Origin of the sequence: Veillonella sp. R32 (genome assembly GCF_010093125.1) — a bacterium.
GTDB lineage: Bacteria > Bacillota > Negativicutes > Veillonellales > Veillonellaceae > Veillonella_A.
The window spans coordinates 84,874-111,088 of record NZ_NMZQ01000011.1; the positions used below are offsets into that span (position 1 = coordinate 84,874).

Below are 26,215 nucleotides of genomic sequence, written 5' to 3' on the forward strand. Positions count from 1 at the left end.
GCTAAAGGCCTCCTTTGTATACTCGTACCATATAAATACAAGTCTATTAACCTAATAATTTACCAATCCCTTGCAAGGATACATAGCCAATATAGGCTGAAATAACTACTACCGCCCAGCCACTCCAATATAAAATAGGCGATGGTTTAAAATCACCCATAATATCTTTGCGACGAGCAGCCAATAACATAACGGCTAACGTAATTGGTAAAATAAGTCCATTCAAGGAACCAGCAACAATGAGTAACATGGCTGGTTTGCCTAAAATTACCAAAATAATAGCAGACGCTACGATAAAGCCAATAATCCATAGATTTTCATGAGCTGCAATGGGTTTAAATAAAGTCTTTAAAAAGGACACCGACGTATAAGCGGCCCCTACTACAGACGTAATGGCTGCACAGAAAAAGACGAGCCCAAAAATACGGTACCCCACATTACCAGCGGACAGTAAAAAGGCATCCGCTGCTGGATTCGTAGGATCTAAGGTTTTACCTTGCACAACAACACCTAATACGGCTAAGAAAAACAATACACGCACTAAAGTCGTCACACCCATACCCAGCGTGGCCGAACGACGCACTTCTGGTAAATTTTCTTCGCCCACAATACCGGCATCAATTAAACGATGGCCACCAGAAAAAGTAATATAACCACCTACTGTACCACCTAGCAAAGTGATGGTGGCTAACCATTCATAATTGTTAGGCACTACACTATGCTTAAGCGCCATCCCTACTGGTGGCGCTGATATAACAGCTACATAGCCAATAAGCAATAACATTAAAAGGCCTAAATATTTAGTCACTGCATCCATAGCTTTGGTTGCTTTGTGCGACACGAATACAATCACTCCAAGGACGGCCGAAATAATAGCCGCAAAGGTTGTATCGACCCCAAACATAACATTAATTCCTAGCGCGGCACCACCAATATTACCAATATTAAATGCCAAACCGCCTAAAGCTACTAAAAAGGCTACAAAATATCCAAGTCCTGGTAATACGCGATTGGCAATATCTTGGCCCCGCAATTTAGACACAGCAATAATCGTCCATACATTAAGCTGCGCTACATACGCTAAAATAACGGACGCTAAAATTACAAACGCGAAATCAGCTCTAAACTGCGCGGTAAAAGCCGCCGTTTGTGTCATAAAGCCGGGACCAATAGCCGATGTAGCCATCAAAAAGGCCGCCCCAATTAAAACTGATACACTCTTCTTCTTTTCTGGTGTTGATTTCATAAACGACCTCCGCCAAAATTAGTCACTTCTAAACCAGCCCCCACGAGGCCTTCCCGCAAAGCCTTAGTAAAGGCCACTGCTTCTGGATTATCACCGTGAACACAAATAGAATCCGCCACAATAGGTATTGTTTCACCCGTATTAGCCACTACCGTTCCTTCGTTAACCATTTGTAAAATGCGAACTAATGCTTCTTGAGGATCTCTTACAAAAGCGCCGGGCTCACTTCGTGGAACTAACGTGCCTTTCGCCGTATAGCCACGATCAGCAAACACTTCTTGAATGACAGGAATCTGACGTTCTTTGGCTTGCTGTACCATAACACTACCACTAAGAGCCATAATAGCTACACCATAACCTAATGCTTCAATCCCATCTAATACAGCACTGGCTAATTTAGGATCTACGCAAGCAGTATTATAAAAAGCACCATGAAGTTTTACGTGTTGCAATGGCACATCAGCAGCCTGACAAAAGGCCTTCAGCGCCCCTACTTGATACAACATATACGCTTTTGCTTCATCAGCAGTAATTGTCATATTTCGACGACCAAAACCCAATAAATCTGGGTAACTAGGATGGGCGCCTACCGCAACGCCCTTAGCTTTACATAGCTGAACGGTCCGTTCCATAATCAAAGGATCCCCCGCATGCCAGCCACAGGCCACATTGGCACTAGTTACGTGGGACAATACCTCTTGATCTAAACCAAGCGTATAAACACCATAACTTTCACCTAAATCACTATTCATATCCACGCGCATACATCTCTCTCCTTTCGAGTTAGGCTATTAACCACTAATAGTCTACATTCCCAACCTCGTTAAACAGCCTAATTTATAGCTACACCTTAGCTGTTTACCTTCTCCAAACTCTATCTCTATAGAATATAGGATGTAGTAAATTATAGTGGAAAATATTTAATAACGCAATTAAAACAAGTTTGTGTAATGTATACAATGTATAGCACTGTTAAAATTATCTCTTACAAACGCCCCAAAATCGTCATTTTTTATCAAGTCAAAACGTCAGTAAAATATATTTTCACCTCATTTCATTGGACTGTAAAAAACTTATATATAGGGAGCTAGCTAGGCTAGACAAGAGCTATTCTCACGAATTTTTAATTTTACATAACTTTTACAAAGGGCTGTCTATAAACTTTACAAAGCTTATGTATACTGTGTATACAAAGTAAATTGTAAATACGTCCATCGATTAGGAGGCAATTCAATCATGAAATTCAAAAGTAAAGCTCTTACAGCAATGGTTATGGCAAGCGTGTTAGCATTGGGTTTAGCAGGATGCGGTAACAGCGGTTCGGCACCGGCTGACTCACAACAAGCTTTAAAAGGAACCATTACTTCGTCCGGTTCTTCCGCCTTGCTCCCACTTGCTAAAGATGCAGCGGCTGAATTTAAAAAGAAACACCCTGATGTATCCATCGTATTAAATGGTGGTGGTTCTGGCACTGGTTTAAAACAAGTATCTGACGGTACCGTTAATATTGGTAACTCCGATGTACCTGCAGAAAGCAAATTACCAAAAGAAAAAGCAGCTGAACTCGTTGATCACAAAGTGGCTATTGTAACGGTAGCGGCCGTAGCGAATAAAGATGTGGCTAAAGCAGTACCAAATTTAACTAAACAACAGTTAATTGATATCTTCACTGGTAAAGTAACAAACTGGAAAGATGTAGGTGGTCCCGATGAAAATGTAGTATTAGTAACGCGTCCTTCCACTTCTGGTACCCGTGCCCTCTTCTCTGAATTTGCACTGGACAAAAACCAAGAAGCATCTAACAAATCCCTTGAAACAGATGACTCTGGTGCTCTTATCCAAAGCATTGCCAACACACCAGGCGCCATCGGTTATGTAGCCTTACCTTATCTATTAAATAACTCAAGCGTAGCTGCTATCTCCATCGATGGCGTAGCACCAACTCTTGAAAATAGTTACAACGGTTCTTACAAAGTATGGGGCTTTGAACACATGTACACTAAAGGTCAACCTGACGCCTTACAAAAAGCATACTTAGACTTCATTATGTCTGAAGAATACGGTAAAGTGTTAGAATCCAAAGGTTACGGTGTAGCCTCTAAAGTGAAAACGGAGAAATAATAGATGAACATTGAAAGCACGCTTCGCGCCGATAAAATTTGGCGTTACGTAATCAAAGGTACTGGTCTCTTCTTACTACTCGTAACCGCAGCTATTGGGATTTTCTTGCTCTATCGCGGTACCGGGACCTTTACCATCTACGGGCACAGTCTTTCAGAATTCCTATTTTCTACGCAGTGGCAACCCGCCGACACGCTCGACGGGGGTGGCCACGTTGGAGCCGGCATTTATATTGTCGGCTCTCTTATTACCTGTGCCCTTGCATTATTAATGGCAACTCCAGTCAGTATTGCCCTTGCCATTTACATGGCAGAAATCACCCCTAGCTTAGGCCGTAAATTTTGGCAACCAGTGATTGAAATTTTTGTAGGAATTCCTTCAATCATCTATGGTTGGTTAGGCCTTACTATTCTAGTTCCTTTCATTCAAAAGTACACCGATGCGCATAGTGGTTTTTCTGTATTAGCTGCTTCCATCGTTTTAGCACTCATGATTTTTCCAACGATTACCTCTGTAACGATGAATGCTATTAACAGTGTCCCTAAAACCTATCGCCAAGGTGCCTATGGTCTAGGCGCTACGCGTTGGGAAGTCATTTACAAAATTGTTCTTCCTGTGGCTAAACATGGTATTTTAGCCGGAGTTGTCTTAGGTCTAGCTCGTGCCTTTGGGGAAGCCCTTGCAGTAGCGATGGTTATCGGTAAAATGAAAGCCTTCCCTACCTCACTACTCGATCCTACGGTGAACTTAACCAGTGCCATTGCCGCTGATATGGGCGGTACTATGGAAGGCAGTGAATACAACATGGCCCTTTGGACCATGGCCTTATTACTCTTTGTAATTTCCCTACTCTTTATTCTTCTAATTCGTTACATTACATCTAAAGGAGGCGCCCTCAGTGAGAGCAAGTAAAGCCATCCCCGCTCCTCGCCAGCGGGCCTTATCCACCGATAAAATCATCACCTTAGCCCTTCATGGTCTAGCTGGTGCGGTCTTACTCCTATTACTCGCCTTTGTTGGTCATATTGCGTGGAATGCCCTAAGCGACTTCAAACTGGAACTCTTAGCATTCTCCCCTACCGGGATTGGCAATCAATTATTCAACACTGTCTACCTCGTATTTTTAGCCTTAGTCATTAGCGTACCACTCGGTATTGGTGGTGGCATCTACATGGCCGAATATGCTACCAAAGGTAGAGCCCAACGAATCATGCGTATTTCCATTGAAACCTTGTCCTCCTTACCATCCATCGTACTGGGCTTATTTGGTTATCTTGTCTTTATCATCATGACCAGTTCCCAGTGGAATCTATTTGCAGGGGCTTTAACAGTTTCTATTTTAACCTTACCGCTCATAGCTACCATCACCGAAGATGCGTTGCGTGCCTTACCGCCATCCTATGCCAAAGGTAGCTATGGTCTAGGCGCCACTAAATGGCAGACTATAAGCCGTGTATTATTACCCGCTGCTTTTCCCGCTATTATTACCGGGATTATCTTAGCGGCAGGGCGTGTATTTGGCGAAGCCGCTGCCCTTATGTTTACCGCCGGTATGAGCACCGATATTAACTGGGCAAGCACAGATATTACTTCACCAACTAACGCCTTTAACCCATTCCGATCTGGTGAAACCTTAGCCTTACAAATTTGGGCCTCCCGTAGTGAATCACTAGCTTCTGATGCAGAAGCTATGGCTAATTTAAGTGCCCTCTTATTGTTAACCCTTGTCTTCACATTTAGTATCGGTGCTCGTGCCTTAAGCCGTCACCTTAATCGTAAAAACTTAGGAGAGAATAAATAATGGAAATTTCTGAAGTAGTAATGCCTAACCCTCAAGTGCTTGTAAATACACAAGTAAACGCTATCGCTAATGAAGCGCTAGGCAATGCCTTTACCGTAGAAAACTTAGACTTCTTCTATGGTTCCTTCCATGCTTTAAAAAATATCAACATGGACATTAAAAAGAACGAAATCACCGCTCTAATCGGCCCTTCCGGTTGCGGTAAATCAACCTTCTTACGCATCTTAAATCGCATGAACGATTTAGAAGGTGACATTACTGTAAAAGGTAAAATTTTACTCGAAGGAGAAGATATTTACGCTGACATGGAACCTATCGTGTTACGTCACCGCGTAGGCATGGTGTTCCAACAACCAAATCCATTCCCCCAAAGCCTATACGATAATGTAGCCTTTGGTCCTCGTTTGCAAGGCATCACTAAAGCCAGCGAACTTGATGAAATCGTAGAAACCAGTTTAACTCAAGCGTCCCTTTGGAATGAAGTAAAAGATCGCCTTCATAAGAGTGCGCTTAGCTTATCTGGTGGGCAACAACAACGACTTTGCATTGCCCGTACCTTAGCCACTCGGCCAGATGTAATCCTCATGGATGAACCTACCAGTGCCCTTGATCCAATCTCTACAGCTAAAATTGAAGAACTAGCTCTAGAACTGAAAGAAAACTATACTATCGTCATCGTAACGCACAATATGCAACAAGCAGCCCGTATTTCTGATAAAACAGCTTTCTTCTTGATGGGAGATTTGATAGAATATAATAAAACAAAGACTATCTTTACCGAACCAGCACAGCCAAAAACGGCAGACTACATTAACGGTCGCTTCGGTTAATGACTCCCCCGGAACGAACTCAATGCAGTTCGTTCCTTTTTTTACTTACAAGGAGATTACTATGAAACAAACCCACCCTTTAATCTATTGTGTAGAAGACGAAGATAGCATTCGCGGTCTTATCTCCTATGTGTTAAACGGGCAGGGCTTTGAGGTCGGCACCTTCGAGTCAAGCGGTCCTTTTTGGACAGCCCTAGAAGAACGCCGACCTCAACTTGTCTTACTCGATATTATGCTCGAAGGAGAAGATGGCCTGTCTATCTTGCACAAATTAAGAGAACGCCCTGATACACAAGATTTACCCATCATCATGATTACTGCTAAAACCTCGGAAATTGACGTTGTCCAAGGTCTTGACGGCGGTGCTGATGACTATATTCCAAAACCTTTTGGCGTTGTTGAGCTAGTGTCACGCATTAAAGCGTTACTGCGCCGTACTCGACCTGTGGCACCCCCTAAAAAATCAATTCTTACTTGTGAAAATTTAGTGCTCGATAAAGATAGCCGTATTGTAACCCTTGAAGGGACGCCTATCAATTTGACCTTAAAAGAGTACGAACTGCTCCTCTACTTTATGGAAAATACAGGGATTGCCCTCTCCCGTGAGCGCATTATGGAAGTGGTATGGGGCTTTTCCTATGAAGGGGAATCCCGTACCGTGGATATGCACGTAGTCACATTGCGCCAGCACTTAGGTTCTGCGGGCCGTCATCTAAAAACAGTGCGCGGCATCGGCTATCGCTGGGAGGCCAGCGTATGAGACAAAAGTTCTTCCGAGCCCTCTTTGGTCTTGGCATGCTTAGCCTTGTAGTAAGTACCGTTATATTAAGTTATCTGTTTTACAACAATTGGAAAGATGATTTTCGTACCGTTCTTTACACGGAAGGGAAAATTATTGCCTCCACCGGTACGCTTACCCCTGATCGCCTAGCAGCCATTACTAAAGCCACTAATAATACGTTACGCATTACTTGGATTTCCTACGAAGGAAAAGTCCTCTACGACTCCTCCCACGATGCGGAAACGATGGATAATCACCTGCAACGACCGGAAATTGCCCAAGCTATTCTCAATGGTGAAGGTAGCGATATTCGCGACTCCGCCACCCTACATTCCATCAGCTATTATGAAGCCTTGCGCCTACCAGACAACTCTATATTGCGCGTATCTCGTAATGGCTCTACCGTATATAAAGTCATCTTCGACGCTGCCCCAGGCCTATTAGCCCTTTTTGTACTCATGTCGGGTGGTTGCTATCTCTTGGCCCGTCGCTGGACGGCTGATGCTATTTATCCGATTGAAGAAATTGTAAAAGCTTGGACTTCTCATGGTGATACTAAACCAGTCATTGATGAGGCCTATAATGAAATCACACCTTTACTATCACGGCTATCCTTCCAAAAAAATGAACTGGAAGCTATGATTGTACGCCTACAAGCAGAAAAAAATACTCTCCGCTCTATTATGGAAGAAATGGCGGAAGGTTTATTATTAGCGGAATTAGATGGCACCATTATTACCTACAACGAACATTTAAAAGAATTTTTAAATCATAAAGCAGAACTACATGGTGAATCATTATTGCTCTTATCGGATGATGTAGATTGGCGCAAACATGTAATTAATGCTATGCGTAAACACCAAGGTGGCGAATACTTATTACACAAAGATAATCAGCACTTCCGCATCGTGTTTCACATTACAGAAGATGACCGCTACAAAGGGCGCTTACTCATCATCATTTCTGACATTACCCAAAGCTACTTAGAGCAACAGCGACGTCATGAATTTACTTCCAATGTATCTCATGAGTTGAAGACACCGCTCACTACTATTAGTGGCTATGCTGAAATTTTGGCCAAAGGGATGTATCCAAACAAGGAAGAAGCAACGGTCCTCGGTGGTCATATCCATACAGCGGCACGGCATATGCAAGAGCTCATCGATACGATTTTAAAACTATCTCGTATTGAAGATGGCGTTTCAGCCGTAACCTTTGAAAAAACATCTCTTCGCTCAGTCGTGAATTCCGCGTGGCAACAATTAACTACCAAAAGACAGGGCAAAAATATTACCCTTGCTATGACTGGCGATAGCCCTACCTTAGAGATTTCATCCAAGCTAATCGAAGAGGTCTTCATCAATTTATTCGACAATGCCATTAAATTTAGCCAAGGCATCGACAATCACATTACCGTTCACATGTGCCCTAAAGATGGCTTTACTGTAGTCAGTGTCAGTGATGAAGGGGTCGGTATACCTAAAGATAAACAAAGCCGAATTTTTGAACGTTTTTATCAAGCCGATCCTAGTCGCAATAGTAAACGCGAAGGTAGCGGTCTTGGTTTAGCCTTAGTAAAACATATTATGGAAATCCACAGTGGTTCCGTATCGGTAAAAAGTGAACCAGGCGAAGGAACTACCTTTATACTACGTTTCAAAAATTCTAACAACGCCTAATTTTCTCACTAATAAAAGTGATTTTCAACTTCATATTTCGAGTATACCTTATTCTCATATAACCCCCTGACAGTGCCTACTATTATGCAAAATTTATACAATAGTTCATAATTTTATCATGATTTTTCTTTATTTTGATTATGCAATTATGATATTATTAATATAGAGACACAATATAAAGGGGGTTATTATTATGTATGAAAGATTAGCAGCTTTACAACCAGTCATCTTAGCTGGTCATAACAGTTCTCGCATGGGTTATAATAAGGTATTCGCCAAATTTGGTGATCAAACTTTAATTGAAACGATTTATACCATGCTAGCATTTTCCTTTGAAAAGGATCCCATTATTGTAACTGATAATAAGACCCTCTTCGACCGTTTTGAGCCTTTGAAAGATGCCAATGTAGTAGAAGATAATTATCCTGGTCACAACACCTTAGGCGCCGTAGCAACGGCTTTTGAACATTGTGATGCCGAAAATCTCTTCGTTATTGGCGTAGATATGCCATTCTTATCACTCGTTGTGTTAGACCGCATGGTAGAAAGTCAAGGGATTGCCCAAGTAGTGGTACCTATGCTCAACGGTAAAGACATTTGCTTGCATGCTATTTATAATCGTCAACTCTTGCCAATCATGAAAGAAAAAATCGCCGCTGGCGAAAAACTGCTCCATTCTTTCTACAAAGAAGTTCCATTACTTCAATTACCATTGAAAGAAAACACCTTAGAAGCAGATATTTTCATCGATATTAACACACCAGAAGATTTAGAATATGCACAAGAATACTTCCATAAAATTCATGAAATCGATACGGAAAAAGTGCTTGTCCATAAACCTGAAAAGTAAATCTATAAAATAAACACATAAAGTAAGCGCTCTTCCTATGACTATCTCATACCTAGTCATGGAAGAGCGCTTCTTTCATACGAATTCTTTGGCTATTATCGTTCTTACTTACGACACTCGTTTAGTGCCACTTATTTTGCCTATTTTCAATTTATTTTGTTTAGCTGCTTCTTTAATCGTATCTGGATTGCGATATAATGCTTTTTGCAATACTGCGCGCAGCCAACTACGCTTTATATGCGTACCAATAAAAATACCTTTTGCTTCTGGCTCGTCCTTTTCTAATTGAGGATTAAACCCTGTAATCGAATAAGTACCATTAACAACACTAAATTGTAGCCAACTATGCCCTACAGGTAAAAAGCCTTTGGCTCTCACAATATCACCAAATACACCCGCAGTTACCCCCTGTAAAAAGAGGACTAATTCCTGCTCATGACGTAATGAAATAGAGGTCAACGCCACACTATCTACGGCTATCTCGTCATTCGTGACTTCATCGGTCGCCAAAGACTTTGACACCGGATTAGCGCTTAGTTCAACACCTTTAATATCATCTAATGGAATCTCACCAACCATACGTTGACCTATGGTCTGACCTACAGCCTTGCCATCTGAGAGAGCCCCTAACAAAGGCCGTTCTAATAAGGCGTTCCACCAACTATCTGGTTGCTTAGTGTAATGCAAGGTACTAATATCACATTCCTCATTAATAGTTTCAATGCGAACCTGTATATCCGCTAATTCAGTTTCACTAGCCCCTTCTAATTTTGACACAATCACCGTGCCAGCTGCCTGAATTTGATCCCTACAAAGGTCAGGGAATTTCGACATAGCCTGCTCAAAGTGACTGCCATCAACAATAGTCAACGGAGCCAACAGGGCTATCCGTTCATATTCGATTTGCTTAATATTCTCTAAGATTTTACTCAATTCGCCTACGCCCGTTGGTTCTACTAGCAGTATTTCAGGATCCACCGTATTGGCAATGGTCAAAATGGAGGAAGCAAAATCCGCTTTGCGAGTACAACAAATACAGCCTTCGGTCATTTCCCATATATTTATGGATGTATCAGCTTGTTCTAATAAATCCCCATCGACCCCGATAGCGCCGTATTCATTCTCCATAATGGCAAAATCACGCTTTGTTCGTTTCACCAATTCTTGAATAAACGTAGTTTTGCCAGCCCCTAAAAATCCAGATATGACTAAAATTTTCATATTAATCAGCTAATTTCACAACAGGTTTAATTAAATCGGCTGGTTTATCACGCATCATAAATAAAGCTTCTTCCAAATGATCCCAACCTTCAAATACATGAGTTGCTAATGGGCTTACATCGAGTTTACCAGCCGCTACTAAAGCGCCTAATTTTTCCATCCGTAAACGACCACCTGGCATTAAACCACCATTAATTTGTTTATGGCCCATACCTACGCCCCATTCAACGCGTGGAATCGTAATGTAAGTACCACTGCCTAAATAGTTAACATTGCCAATTTTACCACCTGGTTTTAAGCATTTAACGGCGGATTCAAAGGTTTCTACGCCACCACCAGCAATGACTACTTTATCAACCCCTTGGCCATTGGTCATAGCCAATACTTGTTCTTCAATTGTGCCGTTTTTATAGCTAACAAAATCTACAGCACCATAGCCCTTCGCCGCAGCTACACAGTTAGGACGAGTCCCTACGGCAATAATACGCGAAGCTCCACGCAAGTTTGCCCCAGCTACCGCCATAAGACCTACTGGACCAATACCGATAACGAGTACAGTATCACCAAACTGTACGTCTGCCAATTCCACCCCATGGAACCCAGTTGGCACCATATCAGATAGCATACAAGCATCTACGGAGTTAATGCTTGGAGGTAGTAGCGCTAAATTGCCATCTGCATCATTCACATGGAAAAATTCGGAAAATACACCATCTTTAAAGTTAGAGAATTTCCAACCTGCTAACATGCCACCTGAGTGCATAGAATAGCCTGCCTGTGCTTCTAAAGAGTTCCAATCGGGTGTAATCGCTGGTACTAATACACGATCACCTGGTTTAAAGTCTTTGACTAACTCGCCTACTTCAACAACTTCAGCGCAGCATTCATGACCGAGAATCATGTTGTGGCGTTCACCAATCGCCCCTTCCCAAAGGGTATGAACATCGGATGTACAGATAGCCACCGCTAGTGGTTTACAAATGGCATCTAAAGGGCCACATAAGGGACGATCTTTTTCAATCCAACCAGATTCACCGATTTTAAGCATTGCATAGCCTTTCATAACATTACCTCCTTGCATAATAAACATTCTTAATTAGCATTAACTTAGCTAAGTTAACTATATATTAATATAACTGAAAAATCAATTAACTATTTTAAAAAATGCGCCTTAATCTAGCTCTTCATATCTCTTATATGCATAATTAATTTTTCAAACTAAAATAAGCTCCCTAAAGGCTAGTACCTCGCATGTATACTATCTTTTTCAAAATATCCTATCTATTTACCATAGAATCAGGAATCAAAAAAGCACCGGTCTCTACGACCAGTGCCTGAACTTTCCACAATCAAGATTCTATTTAGTAGAATCATCCATTACATCATATAACATTTTAAAAATCTCAGGGTCACATGGATATTCTTCCCCATTTACCCCGCGAATCACCCAATCACCAGGGTTAGTTTTAACTACGCCATTTAAGGTCAATAAATAGCGTTCCCCTGTTTCGCAAATAGCGGTTAACTCATTCGGTTTATGACGAATAGCTACTGATTTCTGAGCATATAAACTTTCATCATAATAAATCTCATGCGCTTCGGCTGCACAATGAGCTTCTAAAATTATATTAATCAAAATAGGCTCTGCAATAGAACCTATGGTTTCTTTACAAAGGTCTATGACCTGCTGATTAAAGCTAGGATCAAAATGTAAAGCTAAGGGCGTTTCACTCGCATCAGCTACATCCTTATAAATAAAAATTTCATCTTGTTTAATGTGGAGCCAACGATAATCCAACTTGTAGGCACCAGCTAATACACTTGCTAAGTTTTGCTTAAAATTCATTCGTTACCACCATATTCACTACTAATGTCCAAGCTTAAAAATCGTACGTAATTCGTGTGCTACACCACTTATAGCCTAGAGTATGTATACACTCTAAGCCTCTATATCACGAGCAATGTAGTCTCGCAAGCGCTGCACTGAATCAGCATCATGCACCGAAATCTCAAAAATAGTCTTTACCCCGGCCGCTTCTAAATTCTTACGCGCTCTTGCTACATCGCCACCTAAATCTATTTTAGTAACTACCCCGATAACTTCACGATTAAATAAGGCTGCAAAGTTAGGCGGAAAAATACTTTCCGACTCATTCGCTTCATTCAAAAATAACACCATATCCGCATCATAGGCACTTAATAAAATAGCTCGATAATAAATGGGATTTTCTACAAATTCACCAGGTGTATCTATAATCGACCCAATGCGACCAATTGATTGTGTTTTTAAGGCTTCCGGGCTACCATACATCAAAGTATTGGCCAAGGTTGTCTTGCCTACTTCAGTACGGCCTACCATGATTACCGTTTTTAAAGACTGTTCCATTCCATTACCTCACAATCTAAGTCTACCCATGGGTGCATAGGTTACCTATTTATTATACTACACAACCACCACGAATACCTATAAAAAAGTACAATTCTTATAAAAAACACCGCCCCTTAGTATTTATATGTGGTTATTCCCTATTTTAAACAACTACTAAAGATATCTTTCCTTATCGACTATGTGAAACCCTTAGGTGCGTGTAATTTTAGTAGGGAAAAAACCTAAAATCTTATCTAACCCATCTATAACACCTTTCATAGCCGATTCTACGCTAGATACATCACCGGTAATCAATAAGGCGCCTGAAAAACGATCCACAAACCCTAATTCAATACCGGCCGCTTTAGTCGCAATATCTGCAGCAATGATTGTCCCTTCCCCTGGGGTAATAGTCAAAATACCAATGGCACTACGTTGCTTTTCTTCCAAGCCCATTTTACGGAATAACTCCGGCTTAGGATTGGCAATAATATGGGCAATAGTAACCTGTTTACCAGGCACAAATTCTTGAATAATGCGTTGTTTATTTTCAACTGCTTCTAAAAAATCCATACTAAATCCTTTCCACCCTTCACGGGCTATCAACACAGCTATAACTGCGATGGTCTGTAATACAGGCATAGCTATTAGCTACTGCATTTGGGAGGTCATACTACAGAACCATCTGTCGTTATAAAACTGTTGATTACCTTAGGTTAATACTACTTTGGTGCAACTAGTAAAAATAACCCAACAGCAGCACTAGCTCCCACAATAGGCCCAATAATAGGTACCCAAGCATAGGCCCAATTTGTAGCGCCCCGATTAGGCACTGGTAACACCGTATAGGCTAAGCGAGGCCCAAAATCACGAGCCGGATTTAAGGCAAAGCCCGTAGTCGAACCAAAGGATAGACCTATAGCCGCTACTAAAACACCTACAATAAAGGGGAATAAGCCGTCGCCCATTTTGCCTAAACACAAAATAGCCAACATAAACATAAAAGTCGCAATAATTTCAGAAATTACATTAAGTATACGATTATCACTCGTCGGCGCTGTAGCAAAAATACCTACCACATTACCTTCATCCTCTTTCGTTTGTTTAAAGTGAGGATAGTAATGTAGCATAACCAAGGCAGAGCCTACAAAAGCACCTGCTATTTGTGCTAAACTAACAGGAATCACTTGCTCCCAAGGAAACATACCACCAGCAGCTAACGCCACTGTCAAAGCTGGATTTAAATGGGCTGGCCCACCTAGCGCCAAACCAATATATACGGCAAAAGCAACCCCAAAGGCCCAACCAAACATAATTGTCATCCAATTGGGGTTAAAAGCCTTTGCCAATGTATTTTTCAATAAAACAGAAGCATTTGTACCACTGCCAAACGCCATTAATACAGCCGTACCAATAAATTCACTAATTAGGATTTGTGTTGTATCCATAAGCGGCTCCTTACATAATCATCAATAATAGATTTTCTAAATCATCTTGTGAAGCGGCATATGGATTGGTTTGATACGTCATATCCTGTAACGCTTTAGCCGCCATAGTTGATACTTTTTGTCTTGCTTCTTGTGCTGAAACAGAGGCCGCTGCTGTAATATTGAGCGGACACTCTAAGGACCGAGCTAAATTTAAAATGGCTTTTACTAACGCCACTAAAGCCTCTCTTGCCTCTGTACTAGGCTCAACAAAGCCGAGCTTCTTTGCTAGCTGTACATATTTTGCATACGCCTTTTCATCATGAAATGCATTAAACATAACTACGCGGGCTACGAGCATAGTATTGGCTAAGCCATGCGGAATGTGAAATTGGCCTCCTAATTGATGAGCTAAGGCATGGGTAATCCCTAAACCGGCTTGATTGAAGGCTAGCCCCGCCATACAAGAGGCTTCATGCATAGCCATTCGATCCTCTTCGGTTGCCGTAGGGGCAAAACATTTAGGTAAATAGGTAAATACTAAAGCCAACGCTTTTTCTGCTAATGCATCAGTAAAATGATTCGAACCAGTCGCTACTATAGCTTCAATGGCGTGGACTAACACATCCATACCGCTATAAGCCGTTACTTTCGGCGGTGCCGTTTTAACAAATAAAGGCGTTAAAATAGCTTCTTGTGGTAATAAACTATCATCGACGATAGGATATTTGGTCTGTGATTGAGGGTCTGTAATCACAGCAAATGAAGTAACTTCAGAACCTGTGCCACTGGTAGTTGGCACTACGGTAAAATAACGCACCCCTTGATAGCCCATTTTACGAGCAAAGTATAAAATAGCTTTCGTCAAATCGATAGCCGAACCACCGCCAATAGCAATTACTACGGATGGCTGTAGTTGCTGTACCACTTCTACACCCTTTACAACCTGACCAATCGGTGGGTCAGGCACTACATCCGTATATAAAGTTATCGTATTATGAGGCCGCATCAAATTTAATACTTGTTCTAAACTATCGGTCCCTTCTAAAAAAGGATCACAGACAATAAGTATTTTTTCTTGTTGAAAATGGCTTAACCGCAATAATGAATCAGCACCAGCATAAATATTAGTGGGAAATGTCCATTTATTCATGAGGGCACCTCCTAGCGGATTTGGAAACCCGTAGTTAAGCAACAACGACGGCGCCGTGCAAAATGACGAGCGGAAGTAGTCGCTTCCCCAGTTGGTGTGGCAATCGTAAAGGTCGTCGTACCTTCCCCATTATAGCCAAGGCCCGCAAAAGAAGGACCATTTTTAACAAAAATAGAGGTTTTCATAACCCGTGCCATTTTATTAAGACGTTCCATATTCAAGGAATGCATGGTAGCCGTATGATGTAAGCCAGCTTCTAAAAATAAAGCAGTAGCCAAACCATCTTCAAAACTATCTACCGTTACGATTGGTAAAATTGGCATCAACATTTCAATCGTAGCAAATGGATGATGTTTGTCAGTTTTCATAATAATGAGGCGAGGATCCCCATCCACTTCGATGCCAGCGTCACGCAAGATAACCCCTGCATTACGGCCTACATATTTACGGCTTGGGGTCTGATTCTTTTGTAATGTAATATCGAGTAGCTTTTGAATCTCTTCTTCCTTCTCAATAAGCACGGCCCCAGCTAATTTCATTTCACTAATCAACTGGTCAACGATGGAGCGAATGGCTACTACGCTTTTTTCAGCAATACAGAGAATATTATTATCGAAGCTAGCGCCCATAACAATATCTTGAGCCGCCTTACGAATATCTGCAGTTTCATCAACAAAAGCCGGTGGATTACCAGCACCAGCGCCAATAACCTTCTTACCACTGCATAATGCTTGATGCACTACCCCAGGGCCACCAGTTACTACAAGTAATGAAATATCTGGATGTACCATCATTTCTTGAGCCGCTTCAATAGAAGGTTCCGCAATGGTAACAATCAAATTATTAATGCCAATCGCCTCAGCTACAATGCGATTTAACTGGCTCACTAACCAACGAGATAATTTCTTAGCCCCAGGATGAACACTAAAGAAAATCGCATTTCCCGCAGCCAACATACCGATAGCATTACAAATCAAAGTTTCACTAGGATTAGTACTTGGCGTAACAGCACCAATAACGCCATAAGGAGATAATTCATACAAAGTCATGCCATTATCGCCCGTTTCACATTCTGTCTTTAAATCTTCTACACCTGGCGTTTTATCAATTGTTAAATTTAGTTTAATAATTTTATCGGCCACACGACCCATACCCGTTTCTTCATAGGTCATTTGTGCCAATTTATTTACTAGCGGACGCATACCTTGACGAATCGCTTCAATCGCTTTGCTACGCGTTGCTAAGGTACATTCTTCAAATTGAATTTGCGCTTGTTTCGCCGCTGCTACCGCTGCATTTACCGTTGTAAAAACACCTGGTTCGTCAGGTAACGCCCCTTCACTAACAGCAGCACCTGTATCGGTGCCGTTCATCATGCTCATTACCATTGAGCGAATCATGCGTTCTAATTCTTGTCTATTTTCCATAATTAGCCTCCATGTAATCCATGGCATACTTTCCAATAGCAATATCTTCAGCCACTGTCCCGCCACTAATACCGAGACCGCCTATAATTCGCCCTGCCACTGTCAAGGGAAACCCACCACCAAATGTTACTAAGGGGCGTGTAACCATAGATTCTATTTGATATAACTCAGCTCCCGGCTGAGTTACTTCATTTAGTTGTTCAGTCTTACATTTAAGTGCTACTGCTGTATACGCTTTGCCTTCGGCAATATCAGTACTTACTAACAAAGCATCTACCATACGATACGTTAATACAGGGTTGCCATGACGATCTACTACTGCTATTACTACAGGTACCCCCATAGCTTCGCTCTTCGCCGTAGCCCCTTCTAATAATTGTTGTGCCATACGACGCAATACATGCGCCTCTTGTTGACTATCTAAGGCACTGGCCTCCCCAAAGTTAGTTACGGTTACGCCTTTCGTAGTCCTTGCTGTTTGTACGGCTTTACTAGCCGTTTCCTCAGTGGTTACCGACGCCGGTAAGTGTTCCAACTTAGCCACTACTTTAGTCACGATTTCATCTACATGAAAGATAAAATCTTCCATGCGAGCCAAAGTATAAATGCAATCCGATAACCGATTAACAAAGGCTAACGCGGTTGGTCTAACCGGCTCGCCTTGTCGCATACCATTGAGCATACGCTCCGCTCTACGACATACTGTACGGGCTACATGCAATTCTGCAGCCGCTAAATTATTACCTTGATAAATAAAACTTCTAAGCGGTGGTAAGGCTTGCGTATAGCTATCAATGATTGTTTCCAGTTCTTTGATGTCCGCCTCGCTTACAAGGGTGCTATATTGTTTCAATTTAACTTGGTCCACTGTCGCCACTTCCGCACAAAGCTGGAAGAGCAAGCCTTGCAACCGATGTAAAATAGTTTTGGTTTCTGGATAACGGACCAGTTTTTCACACACACTTAAGTGCGCATTCAACTCATCAAGCGTACCATAGGTATTTACTCGTTCTGAGTTTTTAGCTACACGCGTGCCGTCAAAGAGTCCTGTCGTACCTTTGTCGCCCGTTTTTGTGTAAATGGCCATGGCCGCCTCCTCATTTATCAAAACTATCAATAATACCTACAATAGCGCAATCCACAGCACTATTGCTATTTTGCCCATCTCCAAACACATGACGTGCTGACGAGCCTCGTGTTAATAATACATATTCACCAATCCCCGCGCTAACCGTATCGGCCGCCACTTCATAGGAAGGTAACGGTTCTTGGTTGCCATCTACGTATTGTACAATCATAAGTTTTAATCCCACTAAGGAATCATGCTTTTGTGTTGATACAATACTGCCTATTACTCTACCAGTCTGCATATCGTTTCGTCCCTTCTACACATTCCAGCTGGCGGGACCGCAATTCGTCAAACCCTAAGGCGGTGAATCGTTGTCCACGAAATTTAAGAATAACGGACTTTGTCTTGCAGGTACGAATCGCTGACGCACTGATTATGCGCTCTTTGAAACTATATACGAGCCGTCCTTGTTTATCAGTGAAACGCAAGGGCCACATAAGCACCATGACCGGGTCCCATTGTTGATTGGCTGTCATCGTTGTAACGAGTGTTAGATCACAGCCATAAGCAATAGCCTGATCTAACCAACGTAACCACGGACTTGCTTCACGCCGTTGTAAAGCATCTAAATGAGCCTGCGTTACACCTCGCACCTCAATGTACTGATGACGGAGTAAGGTAGTTTCAACGAGCTGGCTTTCGTCAGCCAAGTCTACTATGGCTTGGCTTTCCATTCGCGCCTGCAAGCGTTTGAGTACTACTGCAATAATATCGTCCATAAATACCTCTGTTCAGAGCCTTTAAAAACTGCCTAACGCAATTCCCAAAGGCGTTACAAATTCCGGATATAGAGGCTTAATTACCTCACGACCAAGCACTTTTTTAAACGTATCAGCAAATTCGGTGAAATTAGTAGCACCACCGACTACATATACGGGGCCATTCTTACGATATTTACCGGCCACTAATGCATCAGCGGAAATAGTAGCCATCTTTTCAACCACTGGTCGTACTAACGGATACACTTCCCGCTCCCGTGAAGCATCACGCTTTAATGCCTCTGCTTCATCTTGAGAAAGTCCATAACTCCCACTTAACACCAAGGTCATATGAGAGCCCCCAGTCGGTTCATCCACAGTATAGCTAACTTTGCTCCGTTTAATAATCGTAATGCCTGTAGTACCACCACCTACATCAACAACGGCCCCATTCACTAGGCCTAATACCTTGGCCGCCGCCGTTGGTTCATCATAGATAGCGGATACGGTAAAGTCAGCCCCTTCTAGCACATGGCCTACTACGTCTTTATTCTTGCCTAATGTGCCTGGTGGCACCGCTGCCGCTGCTCGCGTAAGTGTACAGCCTAACGCGGCTTCCGCTTGTGCCTTTAAGCGTCTAGTAATCGTCACGGCGCCAATGTAATCTACTATTAACCCATCCCGTACTGCTTTTGCATATTCCAAAGCACCGTATACTGGCAAACCATCTTCATCTACAACGGCAATAACGATGGACGAGATTCCTAGGTCAACGCCCACCCGTAAGGTAGGTGCTTCTTTGTCCGAAATTGTCCGTGTAGCCCCAGTCGCTACGCATTGATTAAAAGCTGCCAATAATTCGTTTACTTCGTCTATGCTGCGCATACTTGCCTCCTACCTAATAATAGTTGCTGTCGTGTCATTGCCTACTTGTGCGGCATTCGCCTCATCCGTATCCAAATGCATCTCGGTTACATAGTTAGGAGATACGCGAATAATCACATCTTCAAACACCGTTGTTCGTTGATCAGTCCGCACTCGCACAGCCACCGATTCACCATTGGTAACGCCAAGTTTAGGTGCATCCTCCGCCTTTACATGAATGTGACGTTTCGCCACAATACAACAAGGTAAAGTCAATTGCGCATGCTCTGTTTTGAGCGTTATAGGCACAGCCGTTTCTAAATGACCAGACAAGACAATAGGTGGATTCACACCTAGCGTACGAGCATCGGTCATAGAAATTTCTACTTGTGACTCTTTGCGCAATGGCCCCAAAAGGCGAACCTTAGTGATTTCATTCTTAGGTCCCACTAAGGTTACCATTTGTTCGGAAGCAAACTCGCCTGGCTGTTTCAAATCTTTTTTTCGCTTCAATGTTACATGCGGAAATAAATGATCATAATCAGCTTGACTTAAATGGATATGTCGATTAGATATACCAATGGGAATGACAGGTGTTTGTGCTTCTTGGATAACTTGACGAATGAGCGCTTTTAAAGCATCTCTATCCATAATTACATCCTTTTTTCGCTATTATTTGACTAAAATATTTTCAACATCACCATGAGGACGAGGGATTACATGAGTGGATACCACTTCGCCCACTTTGCTAGCTGCTGCACAACCAGCATCAACGGCTGCTTTAACAGCCCCTACATCACCGCGAACCATTACAGTTACTAAGCCAGAACCGATTTTTTCATAGCCAGTTAACGTTACATTCGCTGCTTTTACCATTGCGTCAGCCGCTTCAATAGCGCCTACTAAACCTTTTGTTTCTACCATGCCTAATGCATTATTCATTGTAAATCCTCCTTTAAAACATTGTACCTTTGTATATACCTAAGGCTTATACTAGGTCGTTTTTTAGGACTTCCTTTAGCCGCACTACTTGGTGCCTTAGCCCCAGTGTTCGCTTGACTCTCCGTACTACCTGGCTTAAACACTTCTAAGAGAGCACTCTTTGTTTCATCGAGTTTGGTAACAGTTTCTGACTTCGCTGGCATATCTGTTTTAGCTGCCTTGGCCTCAACAGCTGTAGTTTCTTCAGCAAGGCCTTGCAATACAGCATTGCCACCACTCGCTAACAACCACGTATCCAAGCCTTCAGCCGGTCTTGGAATCACTTTCTGTGCTATTAAATGACCAAATTGTTCTGCTTGCGCTGCCCCAGCTTGAACGGCTGCCTGTACTGCGCCTACATCACCACGAACTTTCACGGTCATCCAACCGTTACCTTTCGCTTTTTCTATATCAATAATAGTTACATTAGCTGACTTTACCATGGCATCCGCTACATGAATCGCCGTTGCTAAACCAGCTACTTCTACGAGTCCTAATGCGTCTTTCAAAATACCACCTCCAATCTGGGGTCGGACTTAAAGGGATTTCCCTTAACTAAGCGAGCTGCATTGGCCCCCAACGCCCGCATGGCTTGCCGCTCATTTTTATACGATTGCAACCGATACATAAACTGTTCCGGTGGCAAATTTTTATAACTCAATACCAAAGTATCCGCTGTGCAACCTAAGCCTACTGACAAAGCAGATACATGTGATGCTTCATCAGCCATAGTAAGCACTTCGCTACTAGTAGCTCGTTCTTCTAAAGTATAGGGAATCCCTTCTTCTTCAATGCCATATAAGACATCTTGAAATTGATCCATCCCTACACCACGGTGGTAATAAATCATAATGGTTGGCTTTGCCGTAATGACAAGTTCCATATTTATCGCCTCCGTTCCTTCGCATAGGCTAAGATAAGTCCTGTAGCTACTGCGTTACGAGCTCCTTCTGTGCCCCGTACATTGCCTCGTCCAGCCACTAAATTGTAATGAGATAAGGCATCGGTTACTAGTTGTGGTACTTCAAAGTCTAATGCAGAACCACCTACAATAACTACAAATGGAATATCTCGTACATTGTGCGTTGGACTTACAGCGCGAAGGGCACGTAAGGAATTAGTTACAAATACACGTTCTTTAGCCGTCTGTCGCACAATCTTTATTTTTTCCATAGACACGTCCCCTTCAATCGGAACAAGACCTTCATCTGTTACAATCACAGTTTTGGCAAATAAAGAGGCGGGTAATGGATCCGTAAAGAACTGCACATTGCCATCTTCATGACGAATGTGATACACACTGATTACTTTGGCAAGAGGGAATTTTTTTATACTTTCCGCTAAATGAATATCTTCTAAGCCAAGCTCTGAATTAATTAACATAGTTACCATATTACCGGCACCAGCTAAGTGAATGGCTTTTACTTTGCCATCAGGCCCCATAATGGAAGCATCCGTTGAGCCGGCACCTAAGTCAAGAATCGCCAGCGGTGTTTCTGTGCCTGGTGTTGTTAGTGCACCCAGAATAGCCGACTCCGCTTCTTGACCACCAATTTCAACAGGAATGCGCAATTCTCGTTCTACTTCTTTAGCGATAATCTCCATTTGTAAATGGTCCGATTTTACCATGGATGCAATGCCTACGGCTTGTTCCATGGAGAACTCTCCAGCGAGCCCCCCTTTTACATTAATTGGTACTGATGTATCTACAGCTAATAAATCTTCAATAAACACTTCATTCGGTGATTTATTCGTCAAATTAGCCATAGTTTGACGTACTTTTTCAAGCATACCGCCTACATTAGTGCCAGCTTCGCCACATACATTTTCAATTTTCGATACTTGTCCAAGGGTGGCCATAATCTGTTCCGCCCCTGCCGATATATCCACTGATACAGTGCGACCATCACCACTAACAACCACCGAGCCAGCGGGAATTACCCGCTCTTTTACATCCCCAGCCGGGGTTTTAATTACTACGGCTGACCGATTACCAATAAGCGCTCTTGCTATAGGTACAATATTTTTGGTCTCTTCAGCAGACAGTTTAAACACGGTAGCAATGCCATAAGGATTAGACAATTGGGAAATAACTTTACCTGGCTCAACTACTTCTACAGCCGCTAACATACCAAGTGGTACTTTATCTACAAAGGCTACTTCATCAATAATAGGAATAGGTTGTTGTAAACGATTAGCTACGAGCACGCCATCATCGGCTTGTAATATAGCGCCTGTAATGCGATACCCTTTAACTACATAGACGTTAATCAATTCAGCGACTAGCTGAAAATCTATTTCTTTCGGTACTACTACGATGTAGTCCTCAGTCATAGGTTTATCTAGCAGTTGTAAAATATGAGCCGTCTGACCCACACCAATACCAAGTCCACCAGGGGTTTTCGGATTATGACCAATCATCGTTGATTCAGTAATAATAGTCTCCGTAATTGTTTCCATCGCCACATCGCCAATAACCGGGGTAGCTTCATTGATACGTATTAAATCGATGTCCTGCAAGGACAAGCCCGTTTTAGCAACTAATTGCCGAAGGGAAGCAAATAAACCTTGAATATTATCCTTCGTCCCCTTGATGCCAGTCGTATCAGCAATGGCCGACCCTAGGAAACGAACCTCACCAGACTCGTGAATTTCCGCTAAGGCTGATTCAGTTGTAGAATTTCCTATATCAATACCAACGACTCGCTTCATATGCTTAACTCCTAACTCTTAGTTATCACCTTTTAATTTTTTACGGCGTTCATAATTTTCAGCTGCTTCACGAACGAAATCAGCACAAATCACAGCACCATATTCTCTTTCTAATTCATCAGCCATCGCCAATAATTCTTGTTTAGAAGAACGATAAGGGCGAAGGGCATTGTACATTTCAAGTAAGCGTTTATCCCCTACTTTTGTCATTTCAGCAGCACGGGAGAAGTTGAATTCGATTTGGTCACGACCGCCTGCTTTAGCAATTTGACCTTGTGCCTTCAAAATCTCTGGGCTAATACGCATATCTTCCATAGATACTTGGCCATTCATAACACTATCTAAGGTAATATCATCCAGCCCTTTATCGCCTACGCGAATCCATTCAGGATGTTTTTTAGCAATTGGATAGTCAGCTACGGTAGCCACACGTTCACTGGAAGATGTGTGCGTTGTGCTAGCTGTAGTTGGTGCTGGCGTTCCTTTTTGCATATCTTCTAAAATCTTACGAATCATAGATTCCATTTCTGTACTCATAGTGGCCTCCTTATAGGCTCACGCGGCATTCATCAGCCGGTTTACCTTTAACTACCCGTTTTGTTTCTTTAATATGTAATAGGGCTGACAAGGCTTGATATTTAGGCCGTGCCATCTGGTCATTTAAGGTCGCTACTGGTGTTGGGGATTCCCCTTTAGCATATTTAGCCGCATTTTTACCAATGGCGCGATATACTTCTTCCGTAAGTAATGGAGCTTGTGGGAATAATTCTAAGTTGGAAAGGGGCTGTAAATCACGTTGGTGAATTACTGTCGTTCCTTTAGACTGAATGCCGATACAAATACCGGAACCAGATAATTTATCCCCTTCAACTGCTACAGCCGCCACGTCAGAAGAACGATATACACGTACAACCCGTGCTTTTAAACCTTCTTCTTCAATACCAGCTACCAATTGACGGATTACATTGCGATGAGGTACCCCTACAATCGTAGTCCGTTGGCTACGACCAAAGGCAGGACCTACTGCGATAACTACTTCATCAGGGGCTGTATGAGATTCAGCCGGACCACCTGTTTGAATCCAAGTATCATCAGTATCTTCTTCTTTAGGACGCGAAGCAGGTGCTGCGGAGGAGCCAGAGAATGTTACAGGCTCGCTAGCAGTGCCCATTTCTTTAAGCACTTCCATGATGAGTGCACGTAAAACTTGCTCATTAACTTCAGCCATGTGGATTCCTCCTTATATATCTCGTGGATCAATTGCATTTGGAATATTTTTGATGGTTTCCCAATCTTCGCCTTCCAAACGATAACCAGTGCCTACGCCAGCATAATCATTTGGATTATTAATAGCGGAGTTTACATTGAATTTATCGTCAAAAATAGCAGCCGTCTGCAAATAGTCACCAGCAATTTTTTGTTTTAACAAATTAAGTACACTTTGGGCGATATCATTAAAACCGCGTTTAGCAAGACCTTTAACAAAGTCAATACCTGTTACACCACGAGCCATAATATCAGCAGCCCCTTTAATATCGGCTACTTTATCACGTTCTGGCATATCTTTAGAACCATGAGCATAAGTAGCTGCTTCTACTTCTTCATCAGTAATAGCTGGCAACCCTAATTCAGCAAATAAGCCTTGAAGAGCACGAGCCGCTTTATTACGAACTGCTACCACTTCTTCTTCACGCACTGGTTTCAAACCACCGTTAACTTTGAGGTCACGTTGAATAATTGTCCAGTCATCATAGTCTTCTGCATCCCAGTTAGAGCCAGCAAACATGTTGTCATAGTTTGGTGTAGAGCTATAACCAGAGCAAATGAAGTCTGTACCAGGGCAGAACTGCATAAGTGTACGTGCTGTACGACGTAAGTCGGAATGACTGAATGTTTGGTCATTACTAGAAGCACATTCAAGATCGAGCATAGCAGCAATTAAGTTTTCTGCAATAACCGCACGAATACCAGATGGTACAGCTGCTGGAATACCGATACAACTTACAGAACCATTTTGGATACCTTGTACACCAGCCCCTTTAGTAATATAGAGACAACGTGTTTCAAGGTATAACATGGATTTACCTTCCGCTTGGCCCATCTGTACTTCCGAACCAGTACCAGAGGTGAAACGCATTTTTAAACCACGAGAAGCATACGCAGAGGCTAAGAACGCTTTAGACCATGGTGTATCATCGCCATCAGTAAATACATCTTCTGTACCATATACGGAAATAGTTTCTGCATAAGCTGTGAAACCACGCATACCAAGTTCTAATTCAGTGGCTTCTTCCAAGGAGCATTGAGTCAATACGCCGGGGCGACCTGCTTGGGAACCAACAAGAATACTAATAGCATTTAATGGTGCATAACGAGCAACAGCTACTGTAGTTTCTTCTTCTGCAAAACCACGGAAAGCCCCTTCAGCCGCATCCGCTGCAATTTGTACAGGATTATCGTTTACATTCGTTACATGAGCTTGGTTAGCCATAGTGCGACGAGCACGCATTTTTTGCATACATTGCATCATTTCAACAACATTGAAATGGCTTACTACTTCTACCATTTTAGCTGGTGTCATAGATTTAGCTAAACTAGCAATTTCACTGCGTGGCACAGTTGGTGTCAAAATCATATTAGCGATTTGACGAGAATCCATAGCCATAACTTCTTCAGCTCGTTCTAAGCGAATTGCATAGTTAGCAATAAATGTATCAATTAAGTCGAAATCTTCACGACGCTTGCCGTCAAGTTCAACTATTTTACCATTTTCAATACGAATACTAGGCTTTGGATCTTGTGGGGATTCCATAGCTATAAAGCCTTCTTCTACCCACTCTTTTACATATCCATCCTGATTAACAGGGCGCTGACTTAATACTTCAAAACGTTTTGATCTCATATTTCAAGCTTCCTTTCTGTATAAG

The 26,215-nt window shown here is 42.3% G+C and carries 29 protein-coding genes; 7 read left to right on the forward strand and 22 right to left on the reverse strand.

What is annotated here, in order from left to right; genetic code table 11:
- Positions 1-46: 46 nt before the first annotated feature.
- Positions 47-1,246, reverse strand: a complete 1,200-nt coding sequence (locus tag VER_RS03235; RefSeq protein WP_162099443.1) for an NRAMP family divalent metal transporter — start codon at positions 1,244-1,246, stop codon at positions 47-49.
- The gene (locus VER_RS03240; protein WP_162099444.1) at positions 1,243-2,010 is read right to left on the reverse strand and encodes a LamB/YcsF family protein; all 768 of its coding nucleotides are present in this window, start codon (positions 2,008-2,010) and stop codon (positions 1,243-1,245) included. Before VER_RS03240 ends, VER_RS03235 begins: the two co-directional genes overlap by 4 nt.
- A gap of 472 nt (positions 2,011-2,482) precedes the next feature.
- Between VER_RS03240 and VER_RS03245 the strand changes: the two genes are divergently transcribed.
- From VER_RS03245 to VER_RS03275, 7 genes are all read left to right on the forward strand, one after another.
- Complete coding sequence (locus VER_RS03245) at positions 2,483-3,367, forward strand: phosphate ABC transporter substrate-binding protein (RefSeq protein WP_162099445.1); 885 nt, start codon at positions 2,483-2,485, stop codon at positions 3,365-3,367.
- A gap of 3 nt (positions 3,368-3,370) precedes the next feature.
- Positions 3,371-4,279: a phosphate ABC transporter permease subunit PstC gene (gene pstC, locus VER_RS03250; protein WP_162099446.1), complete on the forward strand. Its 909-nt coding sequence runs from the start codon at positions 3,371-3,373 to the stop codon at positions 4,277-4,279.
- A complete protein-coding gene (gene pstA / locus VER_RS03255) occupies positions 4,266-5,168 on the forward strand; it encodes a phosphate ABC transporter permease PstA (protein ID WP_162099447.1) in 903 nt (300 codons plus the stop codon). Before pstC ends, pstA begins: the two co-directional genes overlap by 14 nt.
- Entirely contained in the window at positions 5,168-5,998 is an 831-nt protein-coding gene (gene pstB, locus VER_RS03260) for a phosphate ABC transporter ATP-binding protein PstB (protein WP_238390125.1), read from the forward strand. The genes pstA and pstB overlap by 1 nt, the downstream gene beginning before the upstream one ends.
- A gap of 61 nt (positions 5,999-6,059) precedes the next feature.
- Positions 6,060-6,758: a response regulator gene (locus tag VER_RS03265; RefSeq protein WP_162099448.1), complete on the forward strand. Its 699-nt coding sequence runs from the start codon at positions 6,060-6,062 to the stop codon at positions 6,756-6,758.
- Entirely contained in the window at positions 6,755-8,458 is a 1,704-nt protein-coding gene (locus tag VER_RS03270) for a cell wall metabolism sensor histidine kinase WalK (protein WP_162099449.1), read from the forward strand. The genes VER_RS03265 and VER_RS03270 overlap by 4 nt, the downstream gene beginning before the upstream one ends.
- Before the next feature lie 193 nt (positions 8,459-8,651).
- On the forward strand, positions 8,652-9,308 hold the full coding sequence (locus VER_RS03275; RefSeq protein ID WP_162099450.1) for a molybdenum cofactor guanylyltransferase: 657 nt from the start codon (positions 8,652-8,654) through the stop codon (positions 9,306-9,308).
- A gap of 108 nt (positions 9,309-9,416) precedes the next feature.
- Here VER_RS03275 and VER_RS10300 read toward each other — a convergent pair whose 3' ends face one another.
- The 20 genes from VER_RS10300 to VER_RS03380 form a co-directional block, all read right to left on the reverse strand.
- Positions 9,417-10,529 (reverse strand): GTP-binding protein, encoded by a 1,113-nt coding sequence (locus VER_RS10300; protein ID WP_202922114.1) that lies wholly within the window; start codon positions 10,527-10,529, stop codon positions 9,417-9,419.
- A 1-nt stretch (position 10,530) separates the two neighbouring features.
- Entirely contained in the window at positions 10,531-11,592 is a 1,062-nt protein-coding gene (locus tag VER_RS03290; RefSeq protein ID WP_162099451.1) for an NAD(P)-dependent alcohol dehydrogenase, read from the reverse strand.
- Positions 11,593-11,886: 294 nt separating this feature from the next.
- Positions 11,887-12,375, reverse strand: a complete 489-nt coding sequence (locus VER_RS10305; protein ID WP_202922115.1) for a hypothetical protein — start codon at positions 12,373-12,375, stop codon at positions 11,887-11,889.
- A gap of 93 nt (positions 12,376-12,468) precedes the next feature.
- Positions 12,469-12,915, reverse strand: coding sequence for a EutP/PduV family microcompartment system protein (locus VER_RS03300; RefSeq protein WP_162099452.1), 447 nt, complete (start codon positions 12,913-12,915; stop codon positions 12,469-12,471).
- Positions 12,916-13,107: 192 nt separating this feature from the next.
- Entirely contained in the window at positions 13,108-13,470 is a 363-nt protein-coding gene (gene eutS / locus VER_RS03305; protein ID WP_115310717.1) for an ethanolamine utilization microcompartment protein EutS, read from the reverse strand.
- A gap of 149 nt (positions 13,471-13,619) precedes the next feature.
- Positions 13,620-14,345 (reverse strand): MIP/aquaporin family protein, encoded by a 726-nt coding sequence (locus VER_RS03310; protein WP_162099453.1) that lies wholly within the window; start codon positions 14,343-14,345, stop codon positions 13,620-13,622.
- 10 nt (positions 14,346-14,355) lie between these two features.
- The gene (locus VER_RS03315) at positions 14,356-15,477 is read right to left on the reverse strand and encodes a 1-propanol dehydrogenase PduQ (RefSeq protein WP_162099454.1); all 1,122 of its coding nucleotides are present in this window, start codon (positions 15,475-15,477) and stop codon (positions 14,356-14,358) included.
- Between the two features lie 11 nt (positions 15,478-15,488).
- Complete coding sequence (locus tag VER_RS03320; RefSeq protein ID WP_162099455.1) at positions 15,489-16,904, reverse strand: aldehyde dehydrogenase family protein; 1,416 nt, start codon at positions 16,902-16,904, stop codon at positions 15,489-15,491.
- Positions 16,894-17,991 carry a cob(I)yrinic acid a,c-diamide adenosyltransferase gene (locus VER_RS03325; RefSeq protein WP_162099456.1) on the reverse strand — a complete coding sequence of 366 codons (1,098 nt, stop codon included), beginning with the start codon at positions 17,989-17,991 and terminating at the stop codon, positions 16,894-16,896. Before VER_RS03325 ends, VER_RS03320 begins: the two co-directional genes overlap by 11 nt.
- 10 nt (positions 17,992-18,001) lie before the next feature.
- On the reverse strand, positions 18,002-18,274 hold the full coding sequence (locus VER_RS03330) for a EutN/CcmL family microcompartment protein (RefSeq protein WP_162099457.1): 273 nt from the start codon (positions 18,272-18,274) through the stop codon (positions 18,002-18,004).
- Entirely contained in the window at positions 18,261-18,752 is a 492-nt protein-coding gene (pduM, locus tag VER_RS03335) for a PduM family microcompartment protein (RefSeq protein WP_162099458.1), read from the reverse strand. Before pduM ends, VER_RS03330 begins: the two co-directional genes overlap by 14 nt.
- Before the next feature lie 21 nt (positions 18,753-18,773).
- Positions 18,774-19,616: an ethanolamine utilization protein EutJ gene (gene eutJ, locus VER_RS03340; protein ID WP_162099459.1), complete on the reverse strand. Its 843-nt coding sequence runs from the start codon at positions 19,614-19,616 to the stop codon at positions 18,774-18,776.
- Positions 19,617-19,625: 9 nt separating this feature from the next.
- The gene (pduL, locus tag VER_RS03345) at positions 19,626-20,246 is read right to left on the reverse strand and encodes a phosphate propanoyltransferase (RefSeq protein WP_202922116.1); all 621 of its coding nucleotides are present in this window, start codon (positions 20,244-20,246) and stop codon (positions 19,626-19,628) included.
- 21 nt (positions 20,247-20,267) lie between these two features.
- Positions 20,268-20,537 carry a propanediol utilization microcompartment protein PduA gene (gene pduA / locus VER_RS03350; RefSeq protein WP_162099460.1) on the reverse strand — a complete coding sequence of 90 codons (270 nt, stop codon included), beginning with the start codon at positions 20,535-20,537 and terminating at the stop codon, positions 20,268-20,270.
- Complete coding sequence (locus tag VER_RS10475) at positions 20,534-21,085, reverse strand: BMC domain-containing protein (protein ID WP_162099461.1); 552 nt, start codon at positions 21,083-21,085, stop codon at positions 20,534-20,536. The genes pduA and VER_RS10475 overlap by 4 nt, the downstream gene beginning before the upstream one ends.
- On the reverse strand, positions 21,082-21,459 hold the full coding sequence (locus tag VER_RS03360) for a glycerol dehydratase reactivase beta/small subunit family protein (RefSeq protein ID WP_162099462.1): 378 nt from the start codon (positions 21,457-21,459) through the stop codon (positions 21,082-21,084). The genes VER_RS10475 and VER_RS03360 overlap by 4 nt, the downstream gene beginning before the upstream one ends.
- A gap of 2 nt (positions 21,460-21,461) precedes the next feature.
- The gene (locus VER_RS03365) at positions 21,462-23,288 is read right to left on the reverse strand and encodes a diol dehydratase reactivase subunit alpha (protein WP_162099463.1); all 1,827 of its coding nucleotides are present in this window, start codon (positions 23,286-23,288) and stop codon (positions 21,462-21,464) included.
- Between the two features lie 18 nt (positions 23,289-23,306).
- Positions 23,307-23,825 (reverse strand): diol dehydratase small subunit, encoded by a 519-nt coding sequence (locus tag VER_RS03370; RefSeq protein WP_162099464.1) that lies wholly within the window; start codon positions 23,823-23,825, stop codon positions 23,307-23,309.
- A gap of 10 nt (positions 23,826-23,835) precedes the next feature.
- Positions 23,836-24,516: a propanediol/glycerol family dehydratase medium subunit gene (locus VER_RS03375; RefSeq protein WP_162099465.1), complete on the reverse strand. Its 681-nt coding sequence runs from the start codon at positions 24,514-24,516 to the stop codon at positions 23,836-23,838.
- A 12-nt stretch (positions 24,517-24,528) separates the two neighbouring features.
- Positions 24,529-26,190 (reverse strand): propanediol/glycerol family dehydratase large subunit, encoded by a 1,662-nt coding sequence (locus VER_RS03380; protein ID WP_162099466.1) that lies wholly within the window; start codon positions 26,188-26,190, stop codon positions 24,529-24,531.
- Between the last annotated feature and the right edge of the window lie 25 nt (positions 26,191-26,215).

Excerpts from the sequence above, each read along its gene's own strand:
- VER_RS03235 (WP_162099443.1), bottom strand. The coding sequence starts at position 1,246 with ATGAAATCAACACCAGAAAAGAAGAAGAGTGTATCAGTTTTAATTGGG.
- VER_RS03240 (WP_162099444.1), bottom strand. The coding sequence starts at position 2,010 with ATGCGCGTGGATATGAATAGTGATTTAGGTGAAAGTTATGGTGTTTAT.
- VER_RS03245 (WP_162099445.1), top strand. The coding sequence starts at position 2,483 with ATGAAATTCAAAAGTAAAGCTCTTACAGCAATGGTTATGGCAAGCGTG.
- pstC (WP_162099446.1), top strand. The coding sequence starts at position 3,371 with ATGAACATTGAAAGCACGCTTCGCGCCGATAAAATTTGGCGTTACGTA.
- pstB (WP_238390125.1), top strand. The coding sequence starts at position 5,168 with ATGGAAATTTCTGAAGTAGTAATGCCTAACCCTCAAGTGCTTGTAAAT.
- VER_RS03265 (WP_162099448.1), top strand. The coding sequence starts at position 6,060 with ATGAAACAAACCCACCCTTTAATCTATTGTGTAGAAGACGAAGATAGC.
- VER_RS03270 (WP_162099449.1), top strand. The coding sequence starts at position 6,755 with ATGAGACAAAAGTTCTTCCGAGCCCTCTTTGGTCTTGGCATGCTTAGC.
- VER_RS03275 (WP_162099450.1), top strand. The coding sequence starts at position 8,652 with ATGTATGAAAGATTAGCAGCTTTACAACCAGTCATCTTAGCTGGTCAT.
- VER_RS10300 (WP_202922114.1), bottom strand. The coding sequence starts at position 10,529 with ATGAAAATTTTAGTCATATCTGGATTTTTAGGGGCTGGCAAAACTACG.
- VER_RS03290 (WP_162099451.1), bottom strand. The coding sequence starts at position 11,592 with ATGAAAGGCTATGCAATGCTTAAAATCGGTGAATCTGGTTGGATTGAA.
- VER_RS10305 (WP_202922115.1), bottom strand. The coding sequence starts at position 12,375 with ATGAATTTTAAGCAAAACTTAGCAAGTGTATTAGCTGGTGCCTACAAG.
- VER_RS03300 (WP_162099452.1), bottom strand. The coding sequence starts at position 12,915 with ATGGAACAGTCTTTAAAAACGGTAATCATGGTAGGCCGTACTGAAGTA.
- eutS (WP_115310717.1), bottom strand. The coding sequence starts at position 13,470 with ATGGATTTTTTAGAAGCAGTTGAAAATAAACAACGCATTATTCAAGAA.
- VER_RS03310 (WP_162099453.1), bottom strand. The coding sequence starts at position 14,345 with ATGGATACAACACAAATCCTAATTAGTGAATTTATTGGTACGGCTGTA.
- VER_RS03315 (WP_162099454.1), bottom strand. The coding sequence starts at position 15,477 with ATGAATAAATGGACATTTCCCACTAATATTTATGCTGGTGCTGATTCA.
- VER_RS03320 (WP_162099455.1), bottom strand. The coding sequence starts at position 16,904 with ATGGAAAATAGACAAGAATTAGAACGCATGATTCGCTCAATGGTAATG.
- VER_RS03325 (WP_162099456.1), bottom strand. The coding sequence starts at position 17,991 with ATGGCCATTTACACAAAAACGGGCGACAAAGGTACGACAGGACTCTTT.
- VER_RS03330 (WP_162099457.1), bottom strand. The coding sequence starts at position 18,274 with ATGCAGACTGGTAGAGTAATAGGCAGTATTGTATCAACACAAAAGCAT.
- pduM (WP_162099458.1), bottom strand. The coding sequence starts at position 18,752 with ATGGACGATATTATTGCAGTAGTACTCAAACGCTTGCAGGCGCGAATG.
- eutJ (WP_162099459.1), bottom strand. The coding sequence starts at position 19,616 with ATGCGCAGCATAGACGAAGTAAACGAATTATTGGCAGCTTTTAATCAA.
- pduL (WP_202922116.1), bottom strand. The coding sequence starts at position 20,246 with ATGGATAGAGATGCTTTAAAAGCGCTCATTCGTCAAGTTATCCAAGAA.
- pduA (WP_162099460.1), bottom strand. The coding sequence starts at position 20,537 with ATGAATAATGCATTAGGCATGGTAGAAACAAAAGGTTTAGTAGGCGCT.
- VER_RS03360 (WP_162099462.1), bottom strand. The coding sequence starts at position 21,459 with ATGGAACTTGTCATTACGGCAAAGCCAACCATTATGATTTATTACCAC.
- VER_RS03365 (WP_162099463.1), bottom strand. The coding sequence starts at position 23,288 with ATGAAGCGAGTCGTTGGTATTGATATAGGAAATTCTACAACTGAATCA.
- VER_RS03370 (WP_162099464.1), bottom strand. The coding sequence starts at position 23,825 with ATGAGTACAGAAATGGAATCTATGATTCGTAAGATTTTAGAAGATATG.
- VER_RS03375 (WP_162099465.1), bottom strand. The coding sequence starts at position 24,516 with ATGGCTGAAGTTAATGAGCAAGTTTTACGTGCACTCATCATGGAAGTG.
- VER_RS03380 (WP_162099466.1), bottom strand. The coding sequence starts at position 26,190 with ATGAGATCAAAACGTTTTGAAGTATTAAGTCAGCGCCCTGTTAATCAG.